This window comes from Acidovorax sp. A79 (assembly GCF_041154505.1).
Classification (GTDB): Bacteria; Pseudomonadota; Gammaproteobacteria; order Burkholderiales; family Burkholderiaceae_C; genus Acidovorax.
In genome coordinates, this window is the sequence record NZ_AP028672.1 from 116,929 (window position 1) to 138,883 (window position 21,955).

Annotated in this window: 19 protein-coding genes; 9 read left to right on the plus strand and 10 right to left on the minus strand. The window is 69.7% G+C overall.

The genetic code is table 11. The annotated features are described in order from the left end of the window. Positions 1 to 93: 93 nt before the first annotated feature. The gene (locus ACAM51_RS00575; protein ID WP_369642424.1) at positions 94 to 1,953 is read left to right on the plus strand and encodes a DUF3592 domain-containing protein; all 1,860 of its coding nucleotides are present in this window, start codon (positions 94 to 96) and stop codon (positions 1,951 to 1,953) included. Here ACAM51_RS00575 and alkB read toward each other — a convergent pair. The 5 genes from alkB to ACAM51_RS00600 form a co-directional block, all read right to left on the minus strand. Then, positions 1,950 to 2,642: a DNA oxidative demethylase AlkB gene (alkB, locus tag ACAM51_RS00580; protein WP_369642425.1), complete on the minus strand. Its 693-nt coding sequence runs from the start codon at positions 2,640 to 2,642 to the stop codon at positions 1,950 to 1,952. The two genes, ACAM51_RS00575 and alkB, sit on opposite strands and share 4 nt — an antisense overlap. Before the next feature lie 157 nt (positions 2,643 to 2,799). Continuing rightward, positions 2,800 to 3,537, minus strand: a complete 738-nt coding sequence (locus tag ACAM51_RS00585) for a 2OG-Fe(II) oxygenase (protein WP_369642426.1) — start codon at positions 3,535 to 3,537, stop codon at positions 2,800 to 2,802. Continuing rightward, positions 3,534 to 4,661 carry a bifunctional DNA-binding transcriptional regulator/O6-methylguanine-DNA methyltransferase Ada gene (ada, locus tag ACAM51_RS00590; protein ID WP_255590796.1) on the minus strand — a complete coding sequence of 376 codons (1,128 nt, stop codon included), beginning with the start codon at positions 4,659 to 4,661 and terminating at the stop codon, positions 3,534 to 3,536. Before ada ends, ACAM51_RS00585 begins: the two co-directional genes overlap by 4 nt. Positions 4,662 to 4,909: 248 nt before the next feature. Next, a complete protein-coding gene (locus ACAM51_RS00595; protein WP_369642427.1) occupies positions 4,910 to 7,753 on the minus strand; it encodes a DEAD/DEAH box helicase in 2,844 nt (947 codons plus the stop codon). Between the two features lie 50 nt (positions 7,754 to 7,803). Then, a complete protein-coding gene (locus tag ACAM51_RS00600) occupies positions 7,804 to 8,712 on the minus strand; it encodes a DMT family transporter (RefSeq protein WP_218338618.1) in 909 nt (302 codons plus the stop codon). 135 nt (positions 8,713 to 8,847) lie between these two features. Between ACAM51_RS00600 and ACAM51_RS00605 the strand changes: the two genes are divergently transcribed. Further along, positions 8,848 to 9,291 (plus strand): Lrp/AsnC family transcriptional regulator, encoded by a 444-nt coding sequence (locus ACAM51_RS00605; protein ID WP_010458347.1) that lies wholly within the window; start codon positions 8,848 to 8,850, stop codon positions 9,289 to 9,291. Between the two features lie 26 nt (positions 9,292 to 9,317). Here the strand turns inward: ACAM51_RS00605 and ACAM51_RS00610 are convergent, their stop codons facing one another. Beyond that, entirely contained in the window at positions 9,318 to 10,166 is an 849-nt protein-coding gene (locus ACAM51_RS00610) for a helix-turn-helix transcriptional regulator (RefSeq protein ID WP_369643902.1), read from the minus strand. Between the two features lie 231 nt (positions 10,167 to 10,397). Between ACAM51_RS00610 and ACAM51_RS00615 the strand changes: the two genes are divergently transcribed. The 3 genes from ACAM51_RS00615 (at position 10,398) to ACAM51_RS00625 (ending at position 13,859) form a co-directional block, all read left to right on the plus strand. Next, positions 10,398 to 10,874, plus strand: coding sequence for a DUF3237 domain-containing protein (locus ACAM51_RS00615; RefSeq protein WP_218295066.1), 477 nt, complete (start codon positions 10,398 to 10,400; stop codon positions 10,872 to 10,874). Positions 10,875 to 10,942: 68 nt separating this feature from the next. Further along, positions 10,943 to 11,962, plus strand: a complete 1,020-nt coding sequence (locus tag ACAM51_RS00620; protein ID WP_369642428.1) for a Bug family tripartite tricarboxylate transporter substrate binding protein — start codon at positions 10,943 to 10,945, stop codon at positions 11,960 to 11,962. Between the two features lie 187 nt (positions 11,963 to 12,149). Then, the gene (locus ACAM51_RS00625) at positions 12,150 to 13,859 is read left to right on the plus strand and encodes a tannase/feruloyl esterase family alpha/beta hydrolase (protein WP_369642429.1); all 1,710 of its coding nucleotides are present in this window, start codon (positions 12,150 to 12,152) and stop codon (positions 13,857 to 13,859) included. A gap of 16 nt (positions 13,860 to 13,875) precedes the next feature. Here the strand turns inward: ACAM51_RS00625 and ACAM51_RS00630 are convergent, their stop codons facing one another. Both ACAM51_RS00630 and ACAM51_RS00635 read right to left on the minus strand, forming a co-directional pair. Then, positions 13,876 to 14,376 (minus strand): hypothetical protein, encoded by a 501-nt coding sequence (locus tag ACAM51_RS00630; protein WP_218295063.1) that lies wholly within the window; start codon positions 14,374 to 14,376, stop codon positions 13,876 to 13,878. An 80-nt stretch (positions 14,377 to 14,456) separates the two neighbouring features. Continuing rightward, a complete protein-coding gene (locus ACAM51_RS00635; RefSeq protein WP_218295062.1) occupies positions 14,457 to 14,708 on the minus strand; it encodes a GlsB/YeaQ/YmgE family stress response membrane protein in 252 nt (83 codons plus the stop codon). A 257-nt stretch (positions 14,709 to 14,965) separates the two neighbouring features. Here ACAM51_RS00635 and ACAM51_RS00640 point away from each other — a divergent pair, with 257 nt between their 5' ends. Next, positions 14,966 to 15,352: a hypothetical protein gene (locus ACAM51_RS00640; RefSeq protein WP_369642430.1), complete on the plus strand. Its 387-nt coding sequence runs from the start codon at positions 14,966 to 14,968 to the stop codon at positions 15,350 to 15,352. 54 nt (positions 15,353 to 15,406) lie between these two features. On the opposite strand, the gene ACAM51_RS00645 is transcribed toward ACAM51_RS00640, so the two are convergent. Beyond that, the gene (locus tag ACAM51_RS00645; RefSeq protein WP_218295060.1) at positions 15,407 to 15,982 is read right to left on the minus strand and encodes a C40 family peptidase; all 576 of its coding nucleotides are present in this window, start codon (positions 15,980 to 15,982) and stop codon (positions 15,407 to 15,409) included. A 218-nt stretch (positions 15,983 to 16,200) separates the two neighbouring features. On the opposite strand from ACAM51_RS00645, the gene ACAM51_RS00650 reads away from it, so the two are divergent. Next, a complete protein-coding gene (locus tag ACAM51_RS00650; protein ID WP_369642431.1) occupies positions 16,201 to 17,340 on the plus strand; it encodes a PQQ-dependent sugar dehydrogenase in 1,140 nt (379 codons plus the stop codon). Positions 17,341 to 17,414: 74 nt separating this feature from the next. Continuing rightward, positions 17,415 to 18,020, plus strand: coding sequence for an isochorismatase family protein (locus ACAM51_RS00655; RefSeq protein ID WP_218338612.1), 606 nt, complete (start codon positions 17,415 to 17,417; stop codon positions 18,018 to 18,020). Between the two features lie 118 nt (positions 18,021 to 18,138). Here the strand turns inward: ACAM51_RS00655 and chrA are convergent, their stop codons facing one another. Next, entirely contained in the window at positions 18,139 to 19,515 is a 1,377-nt protein-coding gene (gene chrA / locus ACAM51_RS00660; protein WP_369642432.1) for a chromate efflux transporter, read from the minus strand. A gap of 339 nt (positions 19,516 to 19,854) precedes the next feature. Between chrA and ACAM51_RS00665 the strand changes: the two genes are divergently transcribed. Next, a complete protein-coding gene (locus tag ACAM51_RS00665; protein WP_218338610.1) occupies positions 19,855 to 21,750 on the plus strand; it encodes a propionate--CoA ligase in 1,896 nt (631 codons plus the stop codon). Positions 21,751 to 21,955: the final 205 nt, after the last annotated feature.

Sequence of the window (21,955 nt, forward strand, 5' to 3'; positions counted from 1 at the left end):
AGAATCAGGCCTGCCCCCGTCCAGGCCGTGCCAGCGCACGGGAGGCGCAAATTTTTCCAGCACACAAGAACACAGGGAGGAGGACGTGACGCCGTGGCCGGCCGCGCCTTGCCCGCCACGCTGCCGGTGGCGGGCAGGGCCCCGGCCGCCATGCGCCACGTCATCAGCACACCGATGGCCACCAGCAACACCCGGAGAAAGAAGCACCGCGAGGCCCAGGCGCGCAAGGGCGGGGGCAAGTCCGGCACCTGGGCGATGGCGCTGTTCGCGCTGCCCTTTGCCGCCGTGGGCGTGGGCATGCTGCTTTTCGGCGTGTTGCCCACGCTGTACGACTGGGGTCGCATGCAGGGCTGGCAGCCGGTGTCGGCCACGCTGGTGTCGGCGCGTCTGGAGACCTCGCGTGGCAGCAAGTCCACCACCTACAGCGTGTCGGCCAGCTACCGCTACCAGGTGGGGGGCCGGGACTATCAAGGCCAGCGCGTGGCGATTGGGTCCGGCGCGGACAACATCGGCGACTTCCAGGAGCAGCTGGGGGAACGCCTGGAGGCTGCCCAGCGCGAGGGCCAGCCGGTGCAGGCCTGGGTGAACCCGTCGAACCCCCACGAGGCCGTGCTGGACCGCAGCCTGCGCCCGGGCATGCAGCTGTTCAAGATGCTGTTCGTGGTGCTGTTCGGCGGCGTGGGCCTGGGCATGCTCCATGGCGCATGGCGCGGCCCCCGCGCCGGGCGCGGCACGCAGGCGCTGGAGGCATCGGCCCAGCCCTGGATGGGGCGGCCGGCCTGGGCGGGCAACAGCATCCGGTCGAACAAGCGCTATGAGGTGTGGGTCGCATGGACATTTGCCCTGGTCTGCAATGCGATCGCATGGCCGTCCGCGATCGCCCACCGGGACGAGGCGCTGGACGGCCCCCAGTACCTGCTGGTGGCCGTGTTCGGGGCCCTGCTGCTGGCGGCTGTCGCGACGCTGGTGTGGGCCGTGCGGGCCACGCTGGATGCCTGGCGCTTTGGCGATGTACGGCTGGTGCTGGACCCGTTTCCAGGCGCCATCGGCGGCGATTTTGGCGCCACGCTCGCGCTACCCGTGGCGCACCGGCCCGGGCAGCAGCACTTCGCGGTCACGCTCAGCTGCGTGCGGCACTACCGCAGCCGCACTGGCGGCAAGAGCGAGTCGCGCGAAACCACGGTATGGCAGAGCCAGGGCGTGGCCCAGGTCGAGCCCCGGGGCGATGGCATCCAGCTGGGTTTGCGCCTGCGGGTGCCGGCGGGCCTGCCCGCCACGGAGCCGGTGGACAGCGAACACCACGCATGGCGGCTGCAGGTGGAATCGGCCGATCCCGGGCTCAGGTTCCTGCGTGTGTTCGACGTGCCGGTGTACGCCACCGGCGCGGCTTCCCACGGGGCGCGCGCGGACGCGGCGCAGCATCCGCAGCTGCGGGAAATGCGCCACGCCGAGGTGGCCGCGGTGAGCGAGCTGGAGCGCATTCCCGGTGGGGTGCGGCTGTACCTGCCGTATGGGCGCGCCTGGAAGCAGACCATCGTCTGGATGCTCGCCGGGGCGGTGTTCGTGGGCATTGCCGCGCTGGCGGGCGGCCAGGATGTGCCGGTGCTCTTCCTCATCGCCTTCGGCGGCCTGGGCGGGGCGGCGGTGGTGGGCGGCTTCTACGCGGTGGCCAACAGCCTCAGCGTGGAGCTGGACGGCCGGGGCATCCGCACCGAGCGGCGGCTCCTGGGGCTCATGCTGGTCCACCACCAGGCGCCCGCCACGGACATCGCCCGGCTGCGGGTGGCCGAAAGCTATTCCACCCAGACGGGGGCGCGGCAGGAGACCTTCTACCGCATCGAGGTGGAGCTGCGCAACGGCAAGCGGCTCACCGTGGCCGACAGCCTGCGCGGGCGCGCGGCGGCCGACCACCTGCTGGCCTCCATCGCGTCGCAGACGGGGTACCCGCGCTAGGCAGCGCCGCCTGCTGAAGAGACCGGCCCAGGTTCCTGGCGCGCCCGGCGAAAGGTGAGGTTGATGCGCTGCGCGCCCGTCAGCGCATGCGCGGCCTCGGCCAGCGGCAGCACGCCATGGAACCGCAGGCGCGCCGGGCCGCCCCACACGACCACGTCGCCATGCAGCAGCCCCACGCGGCGGGCCTTGTCCGTGCGCTGCGCGCCACCCCACAGGAAGACCGCCGGGATGCCCAGGCTGACGGACACGATGGGGTGGTCGTAGTTGCCCTCGTCGCGGTCCTGGTGGAGTGACAGCCGCGTGCCCGGGCTGTAGCGGTTGATGAGGCAGGCGTCGGGCGCGAAGCCGGGGTAGCCCGCCGCCCCGGCGGCCTCGCGGGCCAGCGCATGGAAAACCTCCGGCATGGGCGGCCACCGTTCGCCCGTCAGCGGGTCCGTGGGACCGTAGCGGTAGCCGCTGCGGTCGCTGATCCACCCCAGCGGCCCGCAGTTCGTCATGGCCACCGACATGCGCTTGCCGCCGGGCGTGACCAGGTGCCTGAACGGTGCGCGGGCCGCCACCGCCTCGACGGCCTGCAGCAGCTGCGCCGCCTGCGCCAGGGCAAAGCCGCGCAGCACCACGGCGCCTGACTCCAGCCATTCGGGCGCCTGGGGCGTGGCGGGCAGTTCATCAAAAAGACCGAGGTTCATGGATTCATGGTTCTAGCGTGATGGCCCGACCCGGTGCAACGGGCGCGATCCGGGCGAGCGCGCCCGTGGAACTGGCTCCGCCAGGCCACCGGGCGCGGCCCCTCCCGCGCAGCGAGAGAGGGGTGAAGGCCCCGAAGGCGCCTCAGCGGGAGCATCGCTATGCAGCATCGTGAAAGATGATGCCCGCCGTGTGCCGCTGCCCCGAGCGCACGCGGCTCACGCCGTGGCGCATGTGGACGCGGTAGGCGCCGCGCGTGCCCTGCACCGGGCGGTGGTGCACGGCGAAGGCCACGGCATCGCCCTGGCGCAGGGGGACGACCTCGGCGCGCGACTGCATGCGCGGGCGCTGCTCGGTCAGCACGAACTCGCCACCGGTGAAGTCGCGGCCGGGCTCCGACAGCAGGATGGCCAGCTGCAGCGGGAACACGTGCTCGCCGTACAGGTCCTGGTGCAGGCAGTTGTAGTCGCCGCTCGCGTACTGCAGCAGCAGCGGCGTGGGGCGCAACTGGCCCGCAGCATGGCAGCGCGCGATGAAGTCGGCATGGCGCGGCGGGTAGCGCGCATCGATGCCCATGGCGGCGTTCCAGTGGTTGGCGATGGGGCACAGATGGGGGTATAGCGCATCGCGCAGCCCGGCCACCACGTCCGGCAGCGGGTAGCTGAAGTACTGGTACTCGCCCAGGCCAAAACCGTGGCGCTGCATCACCACGCGGCTGCGGAACAGGGGCGGGCCGGCGTGGCGGTACAGCCCCGCGAGCGCTGTGCATTCGTGCTCGCCCAGCAGCCGAGGCAGCACCGCATGCCCCTGCGTGTGCAGGTCGTCGGTGGCCTGGGCCCAGTCGAGGGCCGCCACGCGGGCAGGCCAGGGGTGCGTGTCCTGGGGCAGGGCACTCATGCGGCCTTCTCCCGCGTGTGTGCTGGTTCAGCGGCGCCGGCTTCGCGGTCCAGCAGCGCCCGCTTGCGCTCCACGCCCCAGCGGTAGCCCGAGAGCGCGCCGTCGCTGCGCACCACCCGGTGGCACGGTATGGCCACCGCCAGCGTGTTGGCGCCACAGGCCTGCGCCACGGCGCGGGTGGCGGTGGGCGCGCCGATGCGCCGGGCGATGTCGGCATAGCTGGCGGTCTGCCCCGGGGGAATGGCACGCAGCGCCTGCCACACGCGCTGCTGGAAGGCCGTGCCCCGCACGTCCAGCGGCAAGTCCAGGCCCAGGCCGGGCGCTTCGACAAAGGCCACGACCTGGGCCACGAGCGATTCGAATTGCGCATCGCCGCCCACCAGCTGGGCCTGGGCAAAACGGTCCTGCAGGTCGTGCACCAGGGCTTCGGGGTCGTCGCCCAGCAGGATGGCGCACAGGCCCTGGCCGCTGTGCGCCACCAGGATCGCGCCCAGCGAGCACTGCCCCACCGCAAAGCGGATGCGCTGCGCCGCGCCGCCCGCGCGGTAGCGCGTGGGGGTCATGCCCAGCACCTGGGCGGATTTCTCATAGAACCGGCTGCTCGACTGGTAGCCCGCGCCGTAGATGGCGTCTGTCACGGAGGCCGTGGGTTGTTGCTCGAGGGCACTGCGCACACGCTGCTCCCGCCGGGCGGCGGCGTAGGCCTTGGGCGTGAGGCCGGTGGCCTGCTTGAAGACGCGGTGCAGGTGCGAACTGCTCAGCCCCACGCGGGCCGCCAGCGCATCGAGCGTGGTGGCTTCTTCGGCTTCGATGATGCGGCAGGCCTGCGTGACCAGCTCGGCATGGTGTGCCAGCGCCGAGGGCTGCCGGGGCTTGCAGCGCTGGCAGGGGCGAAATCCGGCTGCTTCAGCCTCGTCGCAGCTGGCATGGAAACGCACGTTCTCGGGCCGGGGCGTGCGCGCCGCGCAACTGGGGCGGCAGTACACGCCCGTGGTCTGCACCGAGTACCAGAAGCTGCCATCCGCCGCCGCGCTGCGCGCCACCACCGCCGCCCAGCGCGGGTCGGCCTGGGTGGCGGCAGCGGCCTGTGCGGCCTTGGCGGAGGGTGTTGCGCGGTGGGGCATGGTGGCAACGCGGGTGGAATGCAGGGGCGGGGCTTTCGCGTGGAGGTGGGCGGAGTTCGGATTCATGGTGGATGGCTCACAAGGTGGGTTGCGATGCCATGCACTCTAGGGACGGGGTGGGCGGGGCGCACTCCGTTGCTTGCTTTTGAATTCTGCACTTTTCGGGGCAGGCAGGCACAGGGCCCGGACTGCTTTCAATTTGATAGCTGCTAGCGCTTGCTGGACAAGCGCTGACAGCCAAAAAACCTTCAAGCCTCGGGCGGCTGCAGCGGCCGGGGGCGCCGTTTGCCCGTGCCGCCCCAGCGCAGCGCGTCCTCGCCCGGAATGCCCAGCGGGTTGTTGGCTGGTTCGGAAAGGGGCGCCAGCAGGGCGTGCAGGTCGGCCTCGCTGAACTTGACGGCGCCCTCGGCGTCGTGGCCCAGCACGCCCTGGGCCAGCGCGGCCTTGCGGGCCTGCAGTTCCAGCATGCGTTCTTCGATGCTGCCTTCCACCACCAGCTTGTAGACAAACACCGGCTGGTCCTGCCCGATGCGGTGGGCGCGGGCGGTGGCCTGCTCTTCCACGGCGGGGTTCCACCAGGGGTCGAGGTGGATCACGGTGTCGGCGGCGGTGAGGTTCAGGCCGAGGCCCCCGGCCTTGAGGCTGACGAGCAGGATGGGGGCGCTGGTTGCGTCCCGTGCCTGGAACCGCCGCACCACCGCGCCGCGCTGGCGGGGCGGTGTCTGGCCCGTGAGGGTGAGGTAGGGCAGGGCCAGGGTGTCGAGCAGCTCGGCCGCCAGCGCGAGCATTTCGGTGAATTGGGAGAACACCAGCACGCGGCGCCCTTCGTCGACCAGGGCGGGCAGCATGTCGGCCAGTAGTTCGAGCTTGGCGCGCTCCATCGTCTGCGCCGTTTTTGTGGTGCCTTTGACCAATCTGGGGTCGCAGCAGACCTGGCGCAGCTTGAGCAGGGCGTCGAGGATGGTGATCTGCGCGCCGTCGAAGCTCTGGCGCTCGAGCGCGCGGCGCACCTGCTTGTCGGCCGTGGTGCGCACGGCCTCGTACAGCTCGCGCTGCCTGCCTTGCAACTGCACGCGCTGGATGACCTCGGTGCGTGGCGGCAGCTCAGTGGCCACGTCCTGCTTGCGGCGGCGCAGGATGAACGGGCGCACGCGCTGCGACAGGAGCTGGGCGCGCAGGGTTTCGCCGTTCTCCTCGATGGGCTTGCGCCAGCGGGCGTTGAAGCTGCGCACATCGCCCAGAAAGCCGGGCATCAGGAAGTCGAATTGGGCCCACAGCTCGCCCAGGTGGTTTTCGAGCGGCGTGCCCGTCAGGCACAGCAGGTGCGGGGCCTGCAGCTTGCGCAAGGCGCGGGCGCTGCGGCTGCCGGCGTTCTTCACCATCTGCGCTTCGTCCAGGATCAGCAGGTGGAATGGCTGTGCCGCCAGCGCCTCCACGTCGCGCCAGAGCAGCGGGTAGGTGGTCAGCACCAGGTCGTGGTCGGCCATCTGCAGATAGCGCTGGCCTCGGCTGGCGCCATGCAGCGCCAGCACGCGCAGGCCGGGGGCCATGCGCGCGGCCTCGGCCTGCCAGTTGAAGAGCAGCGAGGTGGGCAGCACCACCAGGGCGGGGCGGGTGAGGCGCCCGGCCTCCTTTTCGAGCAGCACGTGGGCCAGCGCCTGCGCGGTCTTGCCCAGGCCCATGTCGTCGGCCAGGATGCCGCCCAGCCCCTGGGCGCGCAGGTACTGCAGCCAGGCCAGGCCTTCCAGTTGATAGGGGCGCAGTTGCACCTGCAGGCCTTGCGGTGCAGCCACCGCTTGCGGGGTGCCGATGGTGCGCAACCGCTTGGCGAGCCGGGCCAGGCCCACGTCGCCCTGCAGTTGCCAGTCGTTGTTCCAGCCATTGACCGTGCCCACGCGGTGGGCCAGCACCAGCCCGGCGCGCAGGGCCTCGATGCGGCGGGCCTCCCACGCACCCAGGTGCAGCGGGTCGCCGTCCTTGCGCTGGTTGCGGGTCGGGTCGGTCAGCAGGTCGACCATGGCCCCCACGATGGCCTTGAGCGGGCCGGCGGGCGCGTCGATGCGTTTGCCGCCCGGGGCGCGCAGCGAAATGATGGCAATGTCGTCAATGGAGGCCATCTGCCGGGCATTGAGCCAGCGCGCGTCGCGGCGCAGCAGGTCGGCCAGCATGGGGGCCAGGTCCAGCGTTTCGCCGTCGATCTCGATACCCAGGCTGAGCAGCCAGGCGCCTTCGCGCTCGGGCAATTGCAGCTTCTGCACGGGGCGTTCGCGCGGGGCCAGCGGGCCGTCCACTTCCTTGCCCAGCAGTTCGCCGGTGTCAGGGGCGATGTGCAGCTTCCAGCGCAACACGGGCACGCTCTCGTGCGCGAAGCCCGGTTGCACCACCACGCTCCAGCCTCTGGCGCGGAGTTGGGGGATCTGCTCGGCCCAGAAGTCGCCAAAGAAGGCCTCCTGCGCCAGCGTCCACAGCGGGCCCAGGCTGGCGGCGGCATCGCGGTTGCGCCATTGCAGCGAGCGTGCGTCCACGGGCAACAGGCCCAGATCCCACACGAGGTCCATGGCGTCCGACTCGGCCGCCACGTCGCGCTGCATGCGCACCACGGGGCCGCCGGTGTCGTACAGATCCTGCAGCGGGGCGGGGCGCGAGTTGAGGATGGACGTGGGCGCAGGCGTCTGCCAGGCGATGGCGCCTGGGAGTGTGTCGTCGGTGCGGTAGGTCCAGTCGATCTGGGCCAGCGTCACGCTGTCGCCGCGCGGCCCCATCTTGCCCTGGGGCTTGAGGCCCAGCAGACCGTCGCCCCGGCCCAGGGTCATCAGCGTGATGCGCGGGCGGAAGTGCCCGGTGGCGATGCCGGGCGGTGGCGCGGTGCGCCCGGCGGGCGGCGTGGCCGTCTCCGTGCCGGTCTCGTCGCCCCGCATCAGCGCCATCACGCGCGCGGCCTCGGCGTCCGTCAGCGGGGGCAGGGCCTTCAGTGCCGCTGCATCGGCCTGGCGGCGCAGGGCGGCCACCCAGGCGGCGATCACCGCCTGGCGGTCGGATCGCGGCGGTGCGGGCGGCTCGGCGGGGGAAGGGAGGTCACCGGGGTGTGTCACTGGCCGGTGATTGTGCCGTGCCCATGGGCCGGGCCTGGCGGGATGCGGTGCTATTTGGCGCCTTGTGCCGCCGGTTGCGCGGCGGTCGTCGCCCGGGGGCGGCTGCCCTGCAGGTGCATGGCGGCCGCGGCGAGCAGGATGGCGGCGGCTCCCAGCCACTGGGCCGGCTGCAGGCGGTGGCCAAACGCGGCGAAGTCCACGCCAATCGCCACCACCGGATAGATGAAGGACAGCGCGCCCTGCAGGTAGGTGGGCAGCTTCTGCACGGCGCCGTACAGCAGGATGTACATGAGGCCCGTGTGCACCACGCCCACCGTGACCAGCAGCAGCCAGGTGCGGGCATCCTGCGGTGGCGTGCCCAGGTTGGCAAACGGCGCCAGCAGGAGCACGCCCACGCAGACCTGGACCAGGGCGATGAGATGGGGCGGCGTGCCGGTGAGGCGTTTGGCGACCACCGAGGCCACCGCCCAGAAGAAGGCGGCCCCCAGCGCCATGGCGATGCCCAGCGCATAGTGCGTGCCACCCTGGCTCGCGCCGGGCCGGGCCTGCACGATGAGCAGCATGCCGCCGAATGCCAGGGCCAGCCAGCCGAGCTTGGCCGGGGTGATGCGCTCGCCAAAGAGCAGGGCGCCAAACACCACCAGCATGAAGGGCTGGGTGTTGTAGACCGCCGTGGCGATCGAAATGGAAGCATGCGAATACGCGCCAAACAGCAGGAGCCAGTTGGTGACGATGGCCACGCCGCCCAGGGCCGCCCACGCTGCCGTGCGCCAGGTCAGCACACCGCGCAGCAGGCCCATGGCGGCGCACACGGCCGCCAGCGTGGCCGCGCCGAACACGCAGCGCCAGAACACCACGTTCAGTGCCGGCAGGCCGGATTCCACGACAAACCAGCCGATCGTGCCCGAGATCGCCATGGCGGTGCCCATCTCCAGCGTGCCTTGGGTTTTCTTGTCCATGGGTGTCATTCCATCCGTGAGTTGATGGAATGACTATAGGAAAACGGGCCCGTGCGTGGAATGGATGAAAAAAGGCATCTGCTCAATAAATCCTCATAATCTGAGGCAACCATTGATTCTGAGGAGCTGCTTGCCATGGATTCCATCGACCAGGCCATCCTGACCGTGCTGCACCAGGACTCCCGGACTTCGCTCAAAGTGCTGGGCGAACGCGTGGGGCTGTCGTCACCCAGCGTGTCCGAGCGGCTGCGGCGGCTGGAAGAGCGCGGGGTGGTCCGCGCGTTCACGGTGGACATCGAACCGCGCGCGCTGGGCTATCAGCTGCAGGCCATCGTGCGCATCAAGCCGCTGCCGGGCCAGCTGGCGGCGGTGGAGAAGTTGATCCAGGAGACGCCGGAGTTCTGCGAGTGCGACAAGGTCACCGGCGACGACTGCTTTGTCGCCCGGGTGTATGTGCGTTCCATCGAGCAGCTCGACGGCGTGCTGGACCGCATTGCCGACAAGGCGCAGACGAGCACGGCCATCGTGAAGGCGCAGACCATCCGGCGGCGGCCACCGCCATGGTCGCCGGGCGTCTGAGATTGTGAGAGCGGGGGAGGCCCTTTCTATCCGCCCAGCACCCGCGCAAACAGCTCGTTGCGAAAGTGGATGCCCAGGCGCGCGAAGGCGCGGTTGCGGTAGGTCTTGACGGTGGGCACGCTCAGGCCCAGGTCGCTGGCGATGCCCTCGTGCGTCATGCCCTGCAGCAGCCGGGCACACACGTCCAATTCGCGGTCGGTCAGCTCGGCCTGCAGGCGCACCAGGCGCATGCGCAGCACCGGCAGCCCATCGGCGGCCAGCGGGGCGAGTGCGGCGTCGGCTGGCAGGAGTGCGGGGGCGCCCGATGTATTCACGGTCAACGTTGCCGGGCCTGGGCGGCTGTCCTCTGTTCGCCAGGCAGCCGTGGCTGTGGGTGGAAACGGGTGCGACAGAACAATGTGTTTGCGCGTGAGGGCCAGCAGCACGGGCGCCACGGACTCGAAGGCGCCGATCTGCCGGTCGCTGAACGCCCGCTGGTGCTGGTGGCGGTAGAAGTTGACGGCGAACACCGAGCCATCGCTTTCGTATTCGACCACCGACACGCGCTCGGCCACGCCGTGGGCCTCATACACCCGGGCACGGTGCTCGCCCTCCACCTCGGTGGCCGTGACGTGGCACAGCCGCGTCTCGGGCTGGGCAAACGGTGCTTCATCAAAAGCCCGGCCCCAGGTGCTATCGCTGCGGTAGGGGCCCGAGAGGTACGCCCACCAGCAATCCTGCGTGGTGTCGGGCACGCCCCGGCTGGCCGACATGAACAGCGTGGGCTTGCAGCGGTGGCCCGTCCGGTACACCGACCACGAGGCTGCAGGCAGCACGGGCTCCAGGTCCTGCAGAAGCCCTTTGGCAAAGCCGTTGCCGCCCAGGCGGTGGACCATGCTCGCCAGGGTCTCGCTGGCGGGGTTTTGCAGCACCTGCCGGCCGGGTGCTTTCTGCAGGGAAGGGGGGAGCCACTGCCGCATGGGAAAAGTCGGAAATTGGAGTGTTCGTTGCCGAAAGCGTGGAGTGTGCGCTGAAAACGCCCCCGATTCCGTTGCCGAAAGCCCGGGTTATCCCGTCATCCTCTGGGATGACAGGCTTGGGTGGCAACGGGACTTACGCTAGGTCCCATGCCTGACCTCATCCCCTTGCCCGACCCGCAATTCCGATTTTTTGCCGACCTGCGCGTGGAGGTCGGCACCCCCCAGGAGGTGGGCCACACCGTGCACGGGCTGCGCCGGCTGATTCCCATCCTGGGCGGCAGCGCCTCTGGCGACGGCTGGCGCGCACGGGTGCTGCCCGGCGGTGCGGACTTCCAGCTCATCGTGAACGACCGGCTGTCGGAGCTGGACGCCCGCTACGTGCTCGAAACCGATGGTGGCGATCTCATCTACGTACAAAACCGGGCCGTGCGCTCCGGCCCGGCCGAGCTGATCGCCCGCCTGGTGCGCGGCGAGGCGGTGGACCCGGCGCAAGTCTATTTCCGCTGCAGCCCGAGCTTCGAGACCGCGTCCCCGGCGCTGGCCTGGATCGCCGAGCGCATGTTCGTCGGCACCGGCGCGCGCTACCCGGATGCGGTGGCCATGCGCTTTTTTGAGCTGCGCTAGCGCCCGGCACACCGGGCAATTTCTGAATTTTTGAATCTTCCCAACGTACAAGAACCCTGGAGACATCCATGAAGACCACCGCCAAGCCCACCTCTTTCATCGCCACGCCACGCCGCGCCCTTCTGGCCGCCGCCATGCTCGCAGGGCTGATGCCCTGGGCCGGCGCCCAGGCGCAGGGGGCAGCCACGTACCCCAGCAAGCCCGTGCGCATCATCGTGGGCTTTCCGGCGGGCACGGGGCCGGACATCGTGGCGCGCCTGCTGGCGCAAAAGTTGTCCGAAGGCTGGGGCAACGCGGGCGTGATCGTGGACAACAAGCCCGGCGCGGGCGGGCTGATCGCGGCGGGCGAAGCGGCGCGTGCCGCGCCCGACGGCTACACGCTGATGCTGGGTGAAACGGGCCAGCTCAGCATTGCGCCCAGCAGCTACAACAAGCTGCCCTACGACCCGGCCAAGGACTTCACGGCCGTGAGCCAGGTGGTCACCTCCGACTTCGTGCTGCTGGTCAATCCACAGAAGGTGCCGGCGCGCAACGTGAAGGAATTCGTGGACTGGACCAAGCAGCAAAAGGGCCTGTTCCTGGCCACCTTCGGCGCGGGCACGCCCGGGCACTTCGGCGCCTTCATGTTTGGCGATGCGGTCAAGCTCAGGCCCGAGCCCGTGCACTACAAGAACACGGCCGATGCGCTGGGCGGGCTGTTCAGCGGCGACGTGCAGGGCGTGTTCGCCAGCGTGGGCCTGGCCGCCCCCAACGTCAAGGCCGGCAAGCTGGCCGCGCTGGGCACCACGGGCGCCACCCGCACCAACACGCTGCCGGACGTGCCCACCATCAAGGAGCAGGGCTACGCCAACCTGGAGTTCTCCTCGTGGTTCGGCATCGTGGCACCCGCCAAGACGCCGCCGGAGATCATCGCCAGGCTCAATGCCGACATCGTCAAGGCCGTGCAGTCGCCCGAGGGCCGGGCCAAGATGGAGGAGGCGGGTTTCCGCGTGACGGGCACGAGCCAGCAGGACTTTGCCCGCACCATCGCCGCCGACACGGTCACCTGGGGCAAGGCCGTGGCCGCCACAGGCTTCAAGGCGGATTGATGGGCTGACAGCGCGGCAGAGCGGTTGACGCCGCTCAGGCCCCACCCAGGCCACCTCCAGCACTCCTGCACCTGCGCACGCGGGCGGCCGGCGCCACGGCGCACCCGCGCCCTGTCAGCGCTGCGCCCTGCATCCCCGGCGCCACACAGCACAAACACCCCACCCACCACCTCAGGAGACATACACCATGCCTTTTGCCCATGCCTCGCGGGCCCTGCCACCCGCCTCCACGGCCGCGCGCCCATCCCGGCTGCGCCGCCAGGTCGTCCCCGCCGCGCTTGCCATGCCCTTGTTGATGGCGGCCTGCGGCGGCGGCAATGGCGATGCCTCGGCCCAGCCCGCCACCCCGGCGGCGGCCTGCGCTGCGCTGCCCAGCCAGGCGAGCCTCGCGGCCACCACGCTCACGGCGAGCTACGTGGCGGCGGACACCAGGCGGCCGGGCGGCGCGAGCACCGGCGCCTTCCTGCCCGGCCACTGCGTGGTCACGGGCAGCATCAACCCCCGCGTGGGCGTCGATGGCAAGAACTACGCCATCGGCTTCCAGCTGAGCCTGCCGGACCAATGGAACGGGCGTTTCCTGTTCATCGGTGGCGGCGGCAATGACGGCATCCTGCGCGACACCTCCCTCAGCTCCAGCATCTCGGGCGGCACGCCGTCGCCGCTGGGGCAGGGCTTCGCGGTGGTCTCCACCGACGCGGGGCACAGCGGCACCTCGGCCAGCTTCGGGGCGGACCCGCAGGCGCGCATCGACCATGCCTACAACTCCTACGACAAGACGGCCGTGGCCGCCAAGTCGCTGATCTCGACCCTGTATGGCCGCAGGCCCGACCATTCGTACTTCTCGGGCTGCTCGGGCGGCGGGCGCCAGGGCATGATGTTCTCGCAGCGGTTCCCGGACTACTTCGACGCCATCACCGCCGGCGCGCCCGCCATGCGCGTGTCGAGCGGCGCTACGGTGGCGGCGATGTGGAACACCATTCAGTTCAACGCCATCACCCCGCAGGACGCGGCGGGCAAGCGCATCCTGTCGCAGGCCTTCAGCAATGCCGACCTCCAGCTGGTGGCCAACGGCGTGAAGGCGTCGTGCGATGCCGCCGATGGCGTGGCCGACGGCATGGTGAACAACGTCAAGGCCTGCCAGTTCGACCCCGCCGTGCTCCAGTGCCGCGGCGGCAAGCAGGCCGACTGCCTGAGCAGCGCCCAGGTCGGGGCGCTCAAGAGCGTGTTCGCGGGCCCGCGCAACTCGGCCGGCCAGGCGCTGTATGCGGGCCAGCCGTGGGACCCGGGCCTGGCCGCCCCGGGCTGGCGCAGCTGGACGCTGGGCAGCTCCACCACCGCCACGCCGGATGCGCGCTACATCACGCTGATGGTGGACGCTCTGGTCAACGAATTCCTCACCCCGCCGGACCTCACGTTCAACCCGCTGACGTTCAACTTCGACACCGACCCCGCGCGCATGGAGGCCTACTCGGCCATCTACGACACGTACCGCGACGACAAGCTCGCCGCGTTCAAGCAGCGCGGCGGCAAGATGCTGTTCATCCATGGCATGTCCGACCCGATCTTCTCGGCGCTGGACACCCTGGACTACTACGAGCGCCTGGCGTCCCACCACGGAGGTATCGCGGCCACGCAGGGTTTCGCGCGCACCTTCCTGGTGCCCGGCATGAACCACTGCTCGGGCGGCCCGGCCACGGACAATTTCGATTCGATCCAGGCCATGGTGGACTGGGTGGAGAAGGGCGTGGCACCCGAGACCCTTGCCGCCAAGGCACTGCCTGCCAGCACCGACATGCCCAATCGCACACGGCCCTTGTGTGCCTACCCGAAGTTCGCCAAATACAAGGGCTCGGGCAGCGTGGAGGATGCCAGCAGCTTCGTCTGCGCGGCGGAGTAAGCGAGGTCAGGCCACGCTAGGTGCGGGCGGGGGCGGGCAGCTGCAGGCCGACCTCCCGCACCACGCGCACGCAGTCGCGCAGGTGCTGCTCGCCCAGGTAGCGCAGCGTGGCATAGCCGATGCCCGCGGCCACCGCCTGGCCCGCCAGCGGCACGTACTTCGCCGCCTGCTTGGCGGTCAGGCGCACGCCCACGGTCTGAGTGGCCCGGATGACCAGCTCGCGCGTCACCAGCTTGCCGATCAGCACGGAGCCCACGAGGGCCACGGCCTTCTGCACCTGCTCGCGCTTGTGCGGATCGAGCTGGTCGATCTGCTGCGCGGACAGGCCGAACTCGGCGTTGATCTGCGGAAGCAGGCGGGACAGCAGCGCCGCGTCCACGGCCCAGTCGAGCCCTGGCACGGGCAGGGAACTGGCGGCCGCCGCGACCAATGCGCGCCGATGCAGCAATTTGCGGCTGCGCTGCACGGCAGCGGTGAGGGCCGCGTTGCCGGCCGCCATTTGCAAGGAAGTGGGCATGGGCGGGTTGTACCTGATGCGGTGGTGGTTGGCAAAGGGCAACGCCCGAGGCCGCGCAAGGAGATTCTTCAGCGGCCGTTTCAGGTTTTTCCCTTGACGAGGGTGAACGCGGCCAGAAGCAGCATGGCCCCCACGACAGACGCGATCCAGCCAGCGGCTTCCCCTTGTGCATACCAGCCCATCGCCAAACCCAGATAGGTGGCGAGAAACGAGCCCGCCACCCCAAGCAGCGCGGTCAGTATCCATCCGAGTTTGTCCTCCCCGGGTTTCAGGGCACGGGCCAGAAGCCCGACCATCAAACCCACCAGCAATGTTCCTAACAATGTTCCCATGATGTTTCCCCTGCATGCTGCGACGCGATCTGCCCACTCTAAGGAGCGCGCGCGCGGCCAGCTTGTCGGACAACGCGCACTGTGCGCGTCCCATTGCGGGGCGCGGGTTCCCGACACGGGTGGGTGTGGAAAGCGAGGTCCGGCGTCATGAAGGGGTCGGCTGTGGGTCCCGTCCGACACCACGGCGCGGCGGGTACTTGCCGCCTGCGGGACCGGCGGCGCCGTACAGTGAAGCGTCTCCACTGAAAGGAAGACCGATGACAACAAATTTCAAGACCCGTTCCTTCCCCCTGGTGTTTGTGGCGGTGCTCGCGCTGGGGGCGGCATTGGCGGGGCCCACGACCGCCGCGGCCCAAAGTGGCGACGAGGCCTCACTGTCCCGCGGCGCGGTACCGGACACCACGCCCCAGCAGCGCTACCAGACCGCCATCCGCGAAGCCGGCGGTGGGTTGAAGGTGAGCCTGGAGGAATGCCGGGCCATGCCCTCGGCGGACCGCCGCAGCTGCGAATCCCAGGCACGCGCCACGTACCAGGCCGATATGGCCAAGGCCAAGGCCATGCTGCGCGACCCGTCGATAGGCCCGGTGAATGTGGTGGGGGAACCGATCCGCAGCACCGAGACGGTGTACGAGATCAAACGCTAGCCGCAGGCAGGGCGCCTGCGAGGGGACATCCTGGCCGGGCGAGCGGCGTGGTTGCTATTTGGCTTGCGCGAGGTCGTCGCTGCCCGAGCCCGCGACGCGGCGGGCGCCGTTGAAGCGGCGTGCCCAGTAAGCCACGCCCATGTCTTCCACGCGGATTTCGGCGCCGCTGCGGGGAGCGTGGATGAACTTGTTGTCCCCCACGTAGATGCCCACATGGCTGAAGTTGCGGCGCATGGTGTTGAAGAACACCAGATCCCCGGGCTGAAGCTCCTTCTTGTCAATGACCTGGGTGGCGGCAGCCTGCTGGTCGGCCCGGCGGGGTAGCAGCAGGCCCACGGTCTGCTCGTACATGGCCCGCACGAAGCCGCTGCAGTCGAAGCCGGTTTCCGCGCTGTTTCCGCCCCGCTTGTACGGTACGCCCAGGAATCCCATGGCGTTCACGACGAGCCCGGACGCGCGGTCCGCCACCGTATGGGCCTTGTCGGCTACCCGGTGGCTCACATCCTCCAGCCGCGTGAGCAGGCCTTTGTCGGTGATGAACCGGTCCATATCGTCGGGGTTTGCCGCTTGCGGCGCAGCCTGGGCAGAGGTTGCGCAGACCAGGAGGAGGGTGCAAAGCCATCGGGACATGGGGGCGAAGGGTACCACGGTATGCTTACTTATCAAAAATAATCACCTGTGCAAGCTGTTGATTTCGTTCAAGTAAATCCCGAACAGGGATTTGCCGGAGGGAATCCGCGGCTGCGCCGCGGTGGAGGGCCGCCATGTCAGGCCTGGCCGGGCGGCGGCTCTGGGGGTATGGTGTTCAACTTTTTCAGGAGCGCCACGAGATGGAATGGACACGGAAAATGCCCCTTTCGCGGGCCGCGCGGGCCTGCCTGGCGGCGCTTTGGGCCGTGGCGGGCGCCCACCATGGCGGTGTTTCCGCCCAGGGCACGCCGCCGGGCGTGTCCGTGGCAACCGTGGCACGGGGGCTGGAACACCCCTGGGCCGTGGCCTTCCTGCCCGAAGGGCAGTTTCTCGTCACCGAGCGGCGGGGCCGGATGCGGGTGGTCAGCGCGGGCGGGCAGGTGGGACCCGCGCTGGCGGGCGTGCCGGCCGTCGCCGCGGGCGGGCAGGGCGGCTTGCTGGACGTGGTGACCGATGCCGACTTCGCCCGCAACCGCCGCATCTTCTTCTGCTTTTCGGAGCCCGCCCCGGGTGGCGCGTCCGGCAACAGCACGGCGCTGGCACGGGCCATGCTGTCCGCGGATGCGCGCAGCCTGCAGGAGGTCAAGGTCCTCTTCAGCCAGCAACCCAAGGTGGACAGCGCCCAGCATTTCGGCTGCCGCATCGTGCAGGCGGCGGACGGCAACCTGTTCCTGGCGCTGGGCGAGCGCTACCAGCGCAAGGACGATGCGCAAAGGCTCGACAACCACCACGGCAAGATCGTGCGCATCACCCCGGACGGCGCGGTGCCGGCCGACAACCCGTTTCGCCAGCGCGCGGGCGCCTTGCCGGAGATCTGGAGCTACGGCCACCGCAATCCCCAGGGCGCCGCCCTGGGCCCTGACGGCCAGCTGTGGATGCACGAGCACGGCCCCCAGGGGGGCGATGAGATCAACCTGCCCCGACCCGGCCGCAACTACGGCTGGCCCGTGATCACCTACGGCGAGAACTACGGGGGCGGCAAGATGGGTGAAGGCACGGCCAAGGCGGGCATGGAGCAGCAGCTGCACTACTGGGTGCCGTCGATTGCACCCTCGGGCATGGCGTTCCTCACCAGCGCGCGCTACGGCGCGGCGTGGCAGGGCAGCCTGTTCGTGGGGTCTCTCAAGTTCGGCACCCTGCACCGGCTGGAAGTCGCCCCGGGCAAGGTCTTGCGCGAGGAAAAGCTGCTGCAGGGCCAGGGCGAACGCATCCGCGACGTGCGCCAGGGGCCTGACGGCCTGATCTACCTGCTGACCGACAGCCCGCAGGGCCAGCTGCTGCGCCTGCAGCCCTCCTGATCGGCGGGCACGCCGGCGGGGCTGCGACAATGCCCCATTTCCAGAGAATCCGGCCGCCCGGAGCGGTCCACACCATGCTGCTTGACGCCACTGAATCCCAACTCGTCCTGGTCGACTACCAGGAGCGCCTGATGCCCGCGATCTTCGAGGGCCCTGCCGTGCTGGCCAATGCCCGCCGCCTGGCCGAGGTCGCGCGCATGCTGGAGGTGCCCGTGTGGGGCACGGAGCAGAATCCCTCGCGCCTGGGCGCCAATGATGCCGCGCTGCGCGCCCTGTGCCAGAAAACCCTGGCCAAGATGCATTTCAGCGCGGCCGAGGAAGGCCTGGGCGAATGGCTGCGCCCGCCCGCGAAGCCCCAGGGCGGCAACGCGCGCAGCCTGCCCAAGCACCTGCAGAAACCCGCCACCGCACAAGGCGCCGAGCGCGGCACCATCGTCATCGCCGGGTGCGAGGCGCACGTCTGCCTGCTGCAGACCGCGCTGGACCTGATCGACGACGAATTCGAGGTCTGGGTCGTGACCGATGCCTGCGGCTCGCGCACGGAGCGCAACCGCGACGCGGCCTTCGACCGCCTGGCCGGCGCGGGGGCGGAACTGGTGACGACCGAGATGGTGGCGTTTGAATGGCTGGGCAGCTGCGAGCACCCGGCCTTCAAGGATGTGCTCGGTCTGATCAAGTAGCCCGGCATCAGGTCTTTTGGGGCGCTGGCGCTTTCCCTTCATGCGCCGGAAGCTATAAAAAACATAGCAAATCAGCGGCGCCGAAGCCGGGGGCGCGCCAGCCTCCCATGGGCTCAGGTCACAGCCACGGCTTGAGAAGTGTCACCGCGAGCCCGACCGCCGCGCAGCCGCCGAGCAATGGCAGCACGCCGGCCTTGAAGCGGAACAACGCCACCCCCGCTCCCAGGGCAATCACGGCGGAGATCGCATCGAACGCGCCGCCAAAGCCCTGGGGCCACAGCAGGTGGTAGGCAAAGAACAGCGCCAGGTTCAGGATCACGCCCACCACGGCGGCGGTGATGGCGGACAGCGGCGCGGTGAAGCCCAGCCTGCCATGGGTGGCCTCCACCATGGGGCCGCCGGCCAGGATGAAGATGAACGATGGCAGGAAGGTGACGAAGGTCACCACCACGGCCGCAGCCGCCGCGCCCGCGAACAGCGCATCGGGCCCCCACACCTGCTGCAGCCAGCCTCCCACGAAACCGACGAAGGCCACCACCATGATGAGCGGACCCGGAGTGGTCTCGCCCAGCGCCAGGCCATCGATCATCTGCGGGCCATTGAGCCACTGGTAGTGCTCGACCGCGCCCTGGTACACATAGGGCAGCACGGCGTAGGCGCCGCCAAACGTCAGCAGCGCGGCCTTGGTGAAGAACCAGCCCATCTGGGTGAGCGTGCCTTCCCAGCCCTGCGTGGCCACCAGCACCGCCATGGCCGCCAGCCACAGGGCCAGGCCCGCCCCCAGCACCCTGGCCAGGTGGCCGCGCGAGAAGCGGGCGTGCGCCGGTGTCGGGGTGTCGTCGTCGATCAGGGCCGGGCCGTAGCCCCTGGCCGCGCCCGCATGCCCGCCCCCCAGGGCGAACACCGCCGGCCAGCGCCGGGCACCGAAGTGGCCGATGAGGCCCGCCGCCAGGACGATGGCGGGGAAGGGGGCGTGGAACGCAAAAATCGCCACGAAGGACGCAGCCGCGATGCCCCACATCCACCGGTTCCTGAGCGCGCGGGTGCCGATGCGGTGCGCGGCATGCAGCACCAGCGCCGTCACGGCGGGCTTGATGCCAAAGAACACGCCCGCCACCGCCGGCACATCGCCAAAACGCAGGTACACCCACGACAGCGCCACCAGAATGAACAGCGAGGGCAGCACGAACAGCGCACCCGCCACGATGCCGCCCCAGGTGCGGTGCATGAGCCAGCCGATGTAGGTCGCCAGCTGCTGGGCCTCGGGGCCGGGCAGCAGCATGCAGTAGTTGAGCGCGTGCAGAAAGCGCTGTTCGCTGATCCAGCGCCGCCGCTCCACCAGTTCGGTGTGCATGATCGCGATCTGTCCGGCGGGCCCGCCAAAGCTGATGAAGCCCAGCTTGAGCCAGAAGCGGAAAGCCTCGGCGAAAGGAACCGGGGCAGGGCTGGTGGCGGCCGTCTCGTCCGGCGGCGGGGCAGGGTGCGCGGAGGTCATGGCATGAAAGTTCTGGGCGGGACGTCTCGATGGGGGTTGCGCGCTGCATGCGCGAATGCATGCAGCGCGCGAGTATCCGCCCAACCCGTGACGGTCCGGGGCCCACCGTTGTTTCCGCGCCGCCATCCGGTGGCGCGCCGTCCCTGCCGCCGAGGGGTTCTTCCTGCGCCCTGACCCCTGCGCACAGCGGATGGGAGGGGCCTGGATGGGAGGGTGCACAGGGCGTGGCGCGGTGTTCCCTGCCGGTTGCGTCAGTTTGCCGCAAGCCCGTCATGAATAATTATGAATTCAAAACCTGCCATCCAGGCGGGCCGGAAGAGATGCCGAGGAGACACCACGATGAGCCGCTACGCCGATTTCTACCGCCAGTCCATTGATCACCGCGACGCCTTCTGGGCCGAGCAGGCCCGGCTGATCGACTGGCAGACCCCGCCCCTGCAGGTGTGCGACTACAGCAACCCGCCGTTTGCCCGGTGGTTCGTGGGCGGCACCACCAACCTGTGCCACAACGCGGTCGACCGCCACCTCGCCACGCGCGCCAGCCAGCCCGCGCTGGTGGCCATCTCCACCGAAACCGGCACAGAGCGCAGCTACAGCTTTGCCGAGCTGCACGCCGAGGTGCAGCGCATGGCGGCCGTGCTGCTGTCGCTGGGCGTGAAGAAGGGCGACCGCGTGCTCATTTACATGCCCATGATCGCCGAGGCGGCGTTCGCCATGCTGGCCTGCGTGCGCATTGGCGCACTGCATTCGGTGGTGTTTGGCGGTTTTGCCTCGGGCTCGCTGGCCTCGCGCATCGAGGACGCCGAACCCGTGGCCGTGGTCAGCGCCGATGCGGGCTCGCGCGGCGGCAAGGTCGTGCCCTACAAGCCGCTGCTGGACGAGGCCATCGCGCTCTCCAGGCACAAGCCCGCCGCCGTGCTCATGGTCAACCGGGGCCTGGCGCCGATGCACCTGCAGCCCGGCCGCGACCACGACTGGGCGCCGCTGCGCGAAAAACACCTGGCCACCGTGGTCCCCTGCGAATGGGTCGAGTCCACGCACCCCAGCTACACGCTCTACACCAGCGGCACCACGGGCAAGCCGAAGGGCGTGCAGCGCGACACCGGTGGCTACACGGTGGCGCTGGCGGCCAGCATGAAGCACATCTTTGACGCGAAGGCGGGGGAGGTGTATTTCGCGACCAGCGACATCGGCTGGGTGGTGGGGCACAGCTACATCATCTACGGCCCGCTCATCGCGGGCATGACCACCATCATGTATGAGGGCCTGCCCACGCGCCCCGACGCGGGCGTGTGGTGGAGCATTGTCGAGAAGTACCAGGTCACCCACATGTTCTCGGCGCCCACGGCGGTGCGGGTGCTCAAGAAGCAGGACCCTGCCTACCTGGCCAGATACAGCGTGAAAAGCCTCAAGGCCCTGTGGCTGGCCGGCGAGCCGCTCGATGAGCCCACGGCCCAGTGGATCAGCGACGCGCTCTCGGTGCCCATCATCGACAACTACTGGCAGACCGAAACCGGCTGGCCCATCCTGACGCTGGCCAATGGCGTGGAACCCCAAACCACGCGCTTCGGCAGCCCGGGCAAGGCGATGTACGGCTATGACGTGAAGCTCATCGACGAAGCCACGGGCCAGGAGCTGGCGGGCGAGAACCAGAAGGGCGTGGTAGCCATCGAGGGCCCGCTGCCCCCCGGCTGCATGCAGACCGTGTGGCGCGACGACGCGCGATTCGTCAACACCTACTGGAAGAGCATCCCTGGCCGACTGATCTACAGCACCTTCGACTGGGGCATCCGCGATGCCGATGGCTACCACTTCATCCTGGGCCGTACCGACGACGTGATCAACGTCGCGGGCCACCGCCTGGGCACGCGCGAGATCGAGGAGAGCATTGCCGCGCACCCCAACATCGCCGAAGTGGCCGTGGTGGGCGTGGCGGATGCGCTCAAGGGCCAGGTGGCCATGGCCTTTGCCGTGGCCCGCGATGCGAGCGGACTCGACACCGATGCCGCGCGCCTGAAGCTCGAGGGCGAGGTCATGAAGCAGGTGGACAGCCAGCTGGGTGCCGTGGCGAGGCCCTCGCGCGTGTACTTCGTGAGCGTGCTGCCCAAGACGCGCAGCGGCAAGCTGTTGCGGCGGGCATTGCAGGCGGTGGCCGAGCGCAGGGATCCGGGAGACCTGACGACGATGGAGGATCCGGCGGCGCTGCAGCAGGTGCGGGAACTGGTGGGGGAGTGAACGGGCTCGAGGGTTCTTCTGGGTTGTTTGGGCTGAGCTTGTCGGAGCCTGCTGGGTTTGTGTGCTGATCTGATCGCGTGCCTGATTTGAAGGCGGAGGCCGGGGCGACATCCCGGCTTCCGCCCCTGCACCCGAGCCGCCTCCCATCAAGGCGCCGCCCCGCTCCAGCTGGCGCTATGCTCGACCATCGCCACTCCTGCGCTTT

Excerpts from the sequence above, each read along its gene's own strand:
- alkB (WP_369642425.1), bottom strand. The coding sequence starts at position 2,642 with ATGAACCTCGGTCTTTTTGATGAACTGCCCGCCACGCCCCAGGCGCCC.
- ACAM51_RS00585 (WP_369642426.1), bottom strand. The coding sequence starts at position 3,537 with ATGAGTGCCCTGCCCCAGGACACGCACCCCTGGCCTGCCCGCGTGGCG.
- ada (WP_255590796.1), bottom strand. The coding sequence starts at position 4,661 with ATGCCCCACCGCGCAACACCCTCCGCCAAGGCCGCACAGGCCGCTGCC.
- ACAM51_RS00600 (WP_218338618.1), bottom strand. The coding sequence starts at position 8,712 with ATGGACAAGAAAACCCAAGGCACGCTGGAGATGGGCACCGCCATGGCG.
- ACAM51_RS00605 (WP_010458347.1), top strand. The coding sequence starts at position 8,848 with ATGGATTCCATCGACCAGGCCATCCTGACCGTGCTGCACCAGGACTCC.
- ACAM51_RS00610 (WP_369643902.1), bottom strand. The coding sequence starts at position 10,166 with ATGGTCCACCGCCTGGGCGGCAACGGCTTTGCCAAAGGGCTTCTGCAG.
- ACAM51_RS00615 (WP_218295066.1), top strand. The coding sequence starts at position 10,398 with ATGCCTGACCTCATCCCCTTGCCCGACCCGCAATTCCGATTTTTTGCC.
- ACAM51_RS00620 (WP_369642428.1), top strand. The coding sequence starts at position 10,943 with ATGAAGACCACCGCCAAGCCCACCTCTTTCATCGCCACGCCACGCCGC.
- ACAM51_RS00625 (WP_369642429.1), top strand. The coding sequence starts at position 12,150 with ATGCCTTTTGCCCATGCCTCGCGGGCCCTGCCACCCGCCTCCACGGCC.
- ACAM51_RS00630 (WP_218295063.1), bottom strand. The coding sequence starts at position 14,376 with ATGCCCACTTCCTTGCAAATGGCGGCCGGCAACGCGGCCCTCACCGCT.
- ACAM51_RS00635 (WP_218295062.1), bottom strand. The coding sequence starts at position 14,708 with ATGGGAACATTGTTAGGAACATTGCTGGTGGGTTTGATGGTCGGGCTT.
- ACAM51_RS00640 (WP_369642430.1), top strand. The coding sequence starts at position 14,966 with ATGACAACAAATTTCAAGACCCGTTCCTTCCCCCTGGTGTTTGTGGCG.
- ACAM51_RS00645 (WP_218295060.1), bottom strand. The coding sequence starts at position 15,982 with ATGTCCCGATGGCTTTGCACCCTCCTCCTGGTCTGCGCAACCTCTGCC.
- ACAM51_RS00650 (WP_369642431.1), top strand. The coding sequence starts at position 16,201 with ATGCCCCTTTCGCGGGCCGCGCGGGCCTGCCTGGCGGCGCTTTGGGCC.
- ACAM51_RS00655 (WP_218338612.1), top strand. The coding sequence starts at position 17,415 with ATGCTGCTTGACGCCACTGAATCCCAACTCGTCCTGGTCGACTACCAG.
- chrA (WP_369642432.1), bottom strand. The coding sequence starts at position 19,515 with ATGACCTCCGCGCACCCTGCCCCGCCGCCGGACGAGACGGCCGCCACC.
- ACAM51_RS00665 (WP_218338610.1), top strand. The coding sequence starts at position 19,855 with ATGAGCCGCTACGCCGATTTCTACCGCCAGTCCATTGATCACCGCGAC.